The sequence below is a fragment of the uncultured Corynebacterium sp. genome (assembly GCF_902782855.1).
Classification (GTDB): domain Bacteria; phylum Actinomycetota; class Actinomycetes; order Mycobacteriales; family Mycobacteriaceae; genus Corynebacterium.
On the sequence record NZ_CACZOO010000055.1, the window covers coordinates 1 to 6900 of the forward strand.

Sequence of the window (6900 nt, forward strand, 5' to 3'; positions counted from 1 at the left end):
CTTTCCCAGGTTCTTGCCGAAGGGCGGCAGGACCTGCGGGGAACCGTCGACGAGGAGGATCCGGGAGCTGTCGGTGTCGATGTCGCGGAACTCGTTGCGCAGCGTGCGGTGCGCCATCTCGGCGACCTGTCCGGCGAGCTCGACACCGGTCGGGCCGGCACCGACGATGACGAAGGTCAGCAGACGCTTCTTCTCCTCGGGGTCCTCGGTGATCTCGGCACGCTCGAAGGCACCGGTGATCCGGGCGCGGATCTCCAGGGCGTCGTCGATGCTCTTCATGCCCGGGGCGAACTCGGCGAACTGGTCGTTGCCGAAGTAGGACTGGCCGGCGCCGGCTGCGAGGATGAGCGAGTCGTACTGGAGGACGACCTCGCGGCCACCCAGGTCCGCGGTGATGACCTTGGAGGGAACGTCGATGTCACGGACCTCAGCCTTGACCACCCGGGTGTTCTTCTGCTTGCGCAGGATCTGGCGGATGGTCGGCGCGATCTCACCCGAGGACAGGACGCCGGTGGCCACCTGGTACAGCAGGGGCTGGAAGAGGTGGTGGTTGGTGCGGTCGATGATGGTCACGTCGACATCGGCGTCCGCCAGCCGCTTGGCCGCGAACAGTCCGCCGAAGCCGGCTCCGACGATCACGACGTGGTGGCGACCGCCGGCGGGGCGGGTCGGGGTGGATGCCATGGAAACTGTCTCCTCGCTCTACGGGCCGACCGATCACCTGTGTGGGGTGGGCGGACGGCACCGTGCATGTTGTGGTCGACCGCAGTTGGGTGCAGGCGGCCGGTGGCGGTTACTCCCGTCGACCCGACCGGCCTGGCGGCGACGTCGGTTGTTATGCGGCTATTGTAGTGGTTTATTCCCAGTCGTTCAGAGCGAGGGTGTGCCTCCGGCGCCGGTCTCTGTGCGAGATGTCCGTTTGTGGGCGTACGGCCCTCACAGGGGTACCGGAAAGTACCCCTGTCGCAGCAGAAGGCCACCCCGTCGGTGCCCCCGGTTGATCCGGGTTACCGTCGTGGGGACGAACCTGAAAGGAGTTGCCGGTGACCGAGGGCTTCATCGACCCCGAGCGGTGGCCGGACCTGGTCCGGCGCCCGGAGGCGACGCTTCTCGGCGTGCGTGCCGCCCGGTTACGGGAGCGGCTCGAACTGCTCACCAGGGACCACGGCATTGCGCTGACCCCGGGTGCCCGCCCTCGGTTCGTCGTCAGGGACGGGCTCGTCCTGGACCGGATCGTCGCCGGTGGCTGGCTCGGGCTGGCGGAGGGCTACATGGCCGGCGAATGGACGGCTGAACCACTGCCGGAGGTGTTGCGGGTGCTGCTGTCGCAGCCGCTGGAGAGCGGGTTAGGGGCGCTGGTGTCCCGACGCAGGCGCCGGGATTTCGGGGACGCCGGCCCCGGTGAACTCCCTGACGCCCTGGTGGAACTGTATGCGGGGGAGACCCGGACCACCGGCTCCGCCCTGTTCGCCTCGGGCACGCGGACGTCCACGACCCGGGAGACCACCCAGTTCAACCGGCTGACCCCGGTGGTGGAGAGCTGGATGGACGCCCCCGTCGATGTGGAGCGGGCGGACCTCGACGGCGCCCAGGTCCACCGGATCAACCGGATGCTCGACATGGCGCGCACCGGCCCCGGTGACCGGGTACTGGAACTGCCGAGCAGTGGCGGAGCGCTGGCGGTGATCGCGGCACGCCGCGGCGCACGGGTGGACGTGCTGACCTCGGATCCTGATCACGCCGAGGTCGTCCGGGCGCGTGCCCATGCCGCCGGTGTCGGCGGTGCGGTGCGGGTCGAGACGATCCGTGGTGCCGTGCCCTCGCCACGACAGTGGTCGGGGAGCTACGACGCGGTGTTCAGCGTGGAGCGTGCCGAGACGCTCGGGGACGAGGGGCTCGGCCGGTTCTTCGGCGCCGTGGAACGGATGCTGGCCCCCGGCGGGGTCGCCGTCGTCCAGTCGGTCGTCCGGAACGAGGGGGACGGGCTGCCTGATGACATGGTGGCGCAGAGCCTGGATGTCATGCGTGCCTACGTGTGGCCGGCGCTGCAGTACCCGACGTCGGCGCGGATGGGTGAGCAGGCCAACCGGGCAGGGCTGGAACTGGTGCGCGAGGTGCACATCGGGTCACATCTGGCGCTGACCCTGGGGCTGTGGCGGGCGACTTTCCTCTCGCACGAACGGCAGGCCGCTGCGGCGGGTTTCGACCCGGTGTACCGCAGGTTGTGGGACTACCAGCTTGCACTGCATGAGGCGCTGGTCGGTGCTGACGCGCTGGACTGCGTCCAGTTCATTCTCCGCCGTCGTTGAGCCGGCCGGGCATCTCCCGGCGCTCGCGTCGGGCGTGTAGCCGCATGCGGACGACCTTCACGGCGACGGGGATGAGCACGGCGCTGACGCCGACGATGATGATCAGGTCGAGGTAGTCACGGATGAAGGGGATACCGCCGAGCAGGTATCCCAGCACGGTGATCCCGGCGCCCCAGGCGAAGCAGCCGATCACGGACCAGAGCGTGAACACGGCCCGGGGCATCTTCGCGATGCCAGCGACCAGCGGGGCCAGGGTACGCACCACGGCGATGAAGCGTGCGATGAGCACGGTGAAGGCGCCGTAGCGGGCGAAGAATCCCTCGGTCCTGGTCACGGCGTCCGGCCCGATCCAGTTGAGGACCCGGGACTCCAGTGCCGCAGCGCCGTACCGGCGTCCCAGCGTGTATCCGACCTGGTCACCGACGGCGGCGGCCAGCGGGATGAACAGGCACAGTGCCCACAGTGGGGCGAAGGGGGTGTCGGACGCGGCCATGATCCCGGCGGTGAACAGGAGTGTGTCACCGGGGAAGATGAATCCGATGAGTACCCCGGTCTCCATGAAGATGATGATCAGGATTCCCGCGAGACCGAAGGTACTCAGCAGACTGTCGACGTCGAACATGCAGCGATGGCCTCGCATTGTCAGGGTAGGGGGAATGCCCTGGGCTGCAGCAGTGGACCGCACCCGGCGAAAAGTAAACGCCACCCAGGATAGGGCATCCGCCCCGGAGCCGCTGCCGCGGGGGCGGGAAAGTGACACGGGTTCGCGTCAACGGTCAGACGCTGTAGAGGTCGACGTCCTTCGTCTCCCGCATGAGGCGGATAGCTGCCAGGGAGATCAGCGTCACCACACCGAGGTAGACACCGACGGCCCAGGGGCCGTAGTTGGTGGCCAGTGCCACGGCGATGAACGGTGCGATGGCGGCACCGAGGATGGACGAGAGGTTGTAGGCGATCCCCGAACCGGTGTAGCGCACGTGGGTGGGGAACATCTCCGGGAGTACCGCGGACATCGGGCCGAAGATCAGGCCCATGAGCAGCATGCCGATGGAGAGATAGATGCAGGCCGTGAGCTCGGTGGCGGAGTCGGGGTCGAGGAAGGGCTGGAAGGCGCAGCAGTAGACGAGGATGACGCAGGAGGTGACCGTGAGGAACTTCCTCCGTCCGACGGTGTCCGCCAGGTGTCCGGCGATCGGGATTCCGACGACGAAGAAGCACGCGGAGATGAGCTGGATGACGAGGAAGTGCTCGTATTCGATGCCCAGACCCTTGCCCCCGTCCCTGTCCCCGATGCCGAAGGACAGGAACCAGGTGGTCACGATGTAGAACAGCGTGTAAGTAGAGACCATGACGAAGGTGCCGAGGATGACTTCCCGCCAGGCGATGCGGAAGACCTCCTTGGTCGGGACCTTGACATCCTCGCCCTTGTCGAGGGTCTCCTGGAAGACCGGGGTCTCGTCGAGCCGGAACCGGACCCAGAGGCCGATGGCGACCATGACCGAGGAACACAGGAACGGCACGCGCCAACCCCAGGCGAGGAAATCGCCCTTGATGTCACCGTCGGTGTGGCCCATGATCGTGACGAGCAGGAGGAACAGGCCGTTGGCGAGAAGGAAGCCGAAGGGGGCGCCGAGCTGCGGCCACATGGCGGCGCGGGCGCGCTTACCCTCCTCGGCGTTCTCGGTGGCCAGCAGGGCGGCGCCGGACCACTCTCCACCCAGGCCGATGCCCTGGCAGAAGCGGAGCAGGGCGAGCAGGGCCGGGGCCCACAGGCCGATCTGATCGTAGGTCGGCAGACAGCCGATGATGAAGGTCGCGATGCCCATGGTCAGCAGGGCGCCGATGAGGGTGGCCTTGCGGCCGATGCGGTCACCGAAGTGGCCGAAGAGGACGGAACCGAGTGGTCGGGCCACGAAGGCGAGCCCGAAGGTGGCCAGGGACGCCAGGAGTCCGACGGTGGAATTGTCGCTCTTCGGGAAGAAGAGGTCGGGGAAGACCACGACGGCGGCAGTGGCGTACGCGTAGAAGTCGTAGAACTCGATCGTCGTGCCGATGGTGGAGGCGACGATCACGCGGCCACGGCTGTTGCCGTTGACCCGCGCGGGACTGGTCGGCGTCTCCGGTGCCGGCGGCGTGGAGCTGAGGGTTGCGGTCATGGATGCTGGGCGATTCTCTCGGGGGTCAGGTACCCCCGACAAGTTCCCATTAGGTGGGATGCCGGGGGCATAGACTGGGAAGATACCCCGGTCATATAGTGGTCGTCAACCGCTCATTATGTGGGATACTCAAGAGGTCCCGGTCAATCCCGTTGCCCCCGCCCGCCACGATCCGACGCCACCTAGGATCGTTCACCATGGGAGAGAGAACTGATGTCATCATTGTCGGCTGTGGTCTCGCCGGCATGGTCGCCGCCTACGAGGCACAGCGGGCGGGACTCAAGGTCCTGATCCTGGACCAGGAGAACCGCAACAACCTCGGGGGACAGGCCTTCTGGTCGCTCGGCGGCCTGTTCTACGTCGGCAGTCCGGAGCAGCGGCTCATGGGAGTGAAGGATTCGGAGGCGCTGGCCTGGCGCGACTGGGAGAACTCCGCCGGGTACGGGGACACCTCTCCCGGCGGTAACGACCACTGGGCCCGTGAGTGGGGCCGCGCCTACGTCCACTTCGCCGCCACCGGTGAACGCGACTACCTCAAGGGACTCGGACTCAGTGTCCTGCCGACCGTCGGTTGGGCGGAGCGCGGCAGCGGGGACGCCTCCGGTCACGGAAACTCCGTTCCCCGGTTCCACCTCACCTGGGGTACCGGTCCCGAGGTCGTCCGGGTCTTCCGCGAACCACTGCTCGAGGCGGAGAAGGCGGGCCGGGTCCGGTTCGCCTTCCGGCACCGCGTCGACGGGCTCACCGTCGAAGGTGACGCCAACGGCATCCGGCGCGTCGTCGGCGTCACCGGCAGCGTGCTCGCCCCCGACGACGATCTGCCGCGCGGTGTGGCGTCCTCCCGCGAGGTCGTCGACACCTTCGACCTGCGGGGCGCCGCTGTCGTCGTCACCTCCGGCGGCATCGGCGGAAACCTCGACCTCGTCCGCAGGTCCTGGCCGACGGACCGCTGGGGGGCGTGCCCCGAGGACCTCGTCACCGGTGTCCCCTCCCACGTCGACGGCCGGATGATCGGCATTGCCGAGACCGCGGGCGCCTCCACCGTCAACACCGACCGGATGTGGCACTACACCGAGGGTATGAGGAACTGGGACCCGATCTGGCCCAACCACGGGATCCGGATCATCCCCGGGCCGAGCTCGCTGTGGTTCGACGCCGCCGGTGACCGCCTGCCCACCAACCTTTTCCCCGGCTCCGACAACCTCGCCGCGCTGGCGCACATCGGCCGCACCGGCCACGGGTACAGCTGGTTCGTCCTCGACAAGACCATCGCCGGCAAGGAGTTCATCTTCTCCGGCTCGGAGCAGAACCCCGACCTCACCGACAAGGAGTTCCGCAAGCTCCTCGGCAAGATCGGTCCGGGCATGCACGTCGCCGTCCAGAACTTCATGGACCACGGCGAGGACTGGGTCATCGCCAACGACCTCGACGCCCTGGTCGCGGGAATGAATGAACTGGCGCACGTGGGGAACCCGGACGCCCCCGTGATCGAGGTCGACCACCTGCGCCGTCAGGTCGAGGACCGTGACAGTCAGATCGACAACAAGTTCAGCAAGGATGCGCAGGTCAACTACATCCACACCGCACGGAAGTTCCTCGGTGACAAAATCGTCCGCGCCGCCTCCCCGCACCGGCTGCTCGACGAGAAGCACGGACCGTTGATCGCCGTGCGCCTGCACGTGCTCACCCGCAAGACCCTCGGCGGCATCGAGACCGACCTGTCGGGACGCTGCCTGCGCTCCGACGGCTCGGTGCTGCCCGGCCTGTACGCCGCCGGTGAGGTCGCCGGTTTCGGTGGCGGCGGCATGCACGGACACAACGCCCTGGAGGGAACGTTCCTGGGCGGGTGCATCCACTCAGGTAAGCGGGTCGGCGAGGCCCTCGGGGTGCAGGTCCGCGTCCTCCGGCGCTGACCCGGTCCGCCGGCGTCGAGGCCGCGTCCGGTCAGGTCCCCCGGGCACCGGAGGCCCCACCGCATCCACCCGTGCCGGCTCTGCCGGCCGGGTCAGCTGGCGTCCCGGCCGGTCGGTGCGCCGGTCGGGGTGATGACGGGGAAGGACGACCACGGGAAATCGATCCACTGGTCGGTCTTCTTCCACACGTAGTCCGGGGCGATGATCGACCGTGACTTGTGGTAGATCACCGCCGTGCGGGACTCGACCACGGTGTCCGCGCAGTACTGCTGGACGAGCTCGAGGGTCCTGCCGGAATCGGCGACATCGTCGGCGATGAGGACCTTCATCCCGGACAGGTCGACGGCCTCGGGCGTCGGCGGGAGCATCACCGGGGCCTCCAGGGTCTCACCGATGCCGGTGTAGAACTCGACGTTGATCACGGACACGTTCTTGACACCCATCGCGTAACCGAGGGCACCGCCGATGAGCAGGCCACCGCGGGCGATGGAGAGAATCAGGTCGGGCCGGTAGTCGTCGACA

General features: G+C 67.9%; 6 protein-coding genes. 2 read left to right on the top strand and 4 right to left on the bottom strand.

What is annotated here, in order from left to right; genetic code table 11:
* A partial coding sequence (locus QZV72_RS02350) for an NAD(P)/FAD-dependent oxidoreductase (protein WP_297004763.1) occupies nucleotides 1-684 on the bottom strand: 684 nt, incomplete at its 3' end.
* Between the two features lie 359 nt (nucleotides 685-1043).
* Between QZV72_RS02350 and QZV72_RS02355 the strand changes: the two genes are divergently transcribed.
* Nucleotides 1044-2309 (top strand): class I SAM-dependent methyltransferase, encoded by a 1266-nt coding sequence (locus tag QZV72_RS02355; RefSeq protein WP_297004765.1) that lies wholly within the window; start codon nucleotides 1044-1046, stop codon nucleotides 2307-2309.
* On the opposite strand, the gene QZV72_RS02360 is transcribed toward QZV72_RS02355, so the two are convergent.
* Both QZV72_RS02360 and QZV72_RS02365 read right to left on the bottom strand, forming a co-directional pair.
* Nucleotides 2290-2931: a DedA family protein gene (locus QZV72_RS02360; protein ID WP_297004767.1), complete on the bottom strand. Its 642-nt coding sequence runs from the start codon at nucleotides 2929-2931 to the stop codon at nucleotides 2290-2292. The two genes, QZV72_RS02355 and QZV72_RS02360, sit on opposite strands and share 20 nt — an antisense overlap.
* Before the next feature lie 154 nt (nucleotides 2932-3085).
* Nucleotides 3086-4465, bottom strand: coding sequence for an MFS transporter (locus QZV72_RS02365; RefSeq protein ID WP_297004772.1), 1380 nt, complete (start codon nucleotides 4463-4465; stop codon nucleotides 3086-3088).
* A gap of 197 nt (nucleotides 4466-4662) precedes the next feature.
* On the opposite strand from QZV72_RS02365, the gene QZV72_RS02370 reads away from it, so the two are divergent.
* Nucleotides 4663-6378: an FAD-binding dehydrogenase gene (locus tag QZV72_RS02370; RefSeq protein WP_297004773.1), complete on the top strand. Its 1716-nt coding sequence runs from the start codon at nucleotides 4663-4665 to the stop codon at nucleotides 6376-6378.
* Between the two features lie 92 nt (nucleotides 6379-6470).
* Here QZV72_RS02370 and QZV72_RS02375 read toward each other — a convergent pair.
* A partial coding sequence (locus tag QZV72_RS02375; protein WP_297004775.1) for a phosphoribosyltransferase occupies nucleotides 6471-6900 on the bottom strand: 430 nt, incomplete at its 5' end.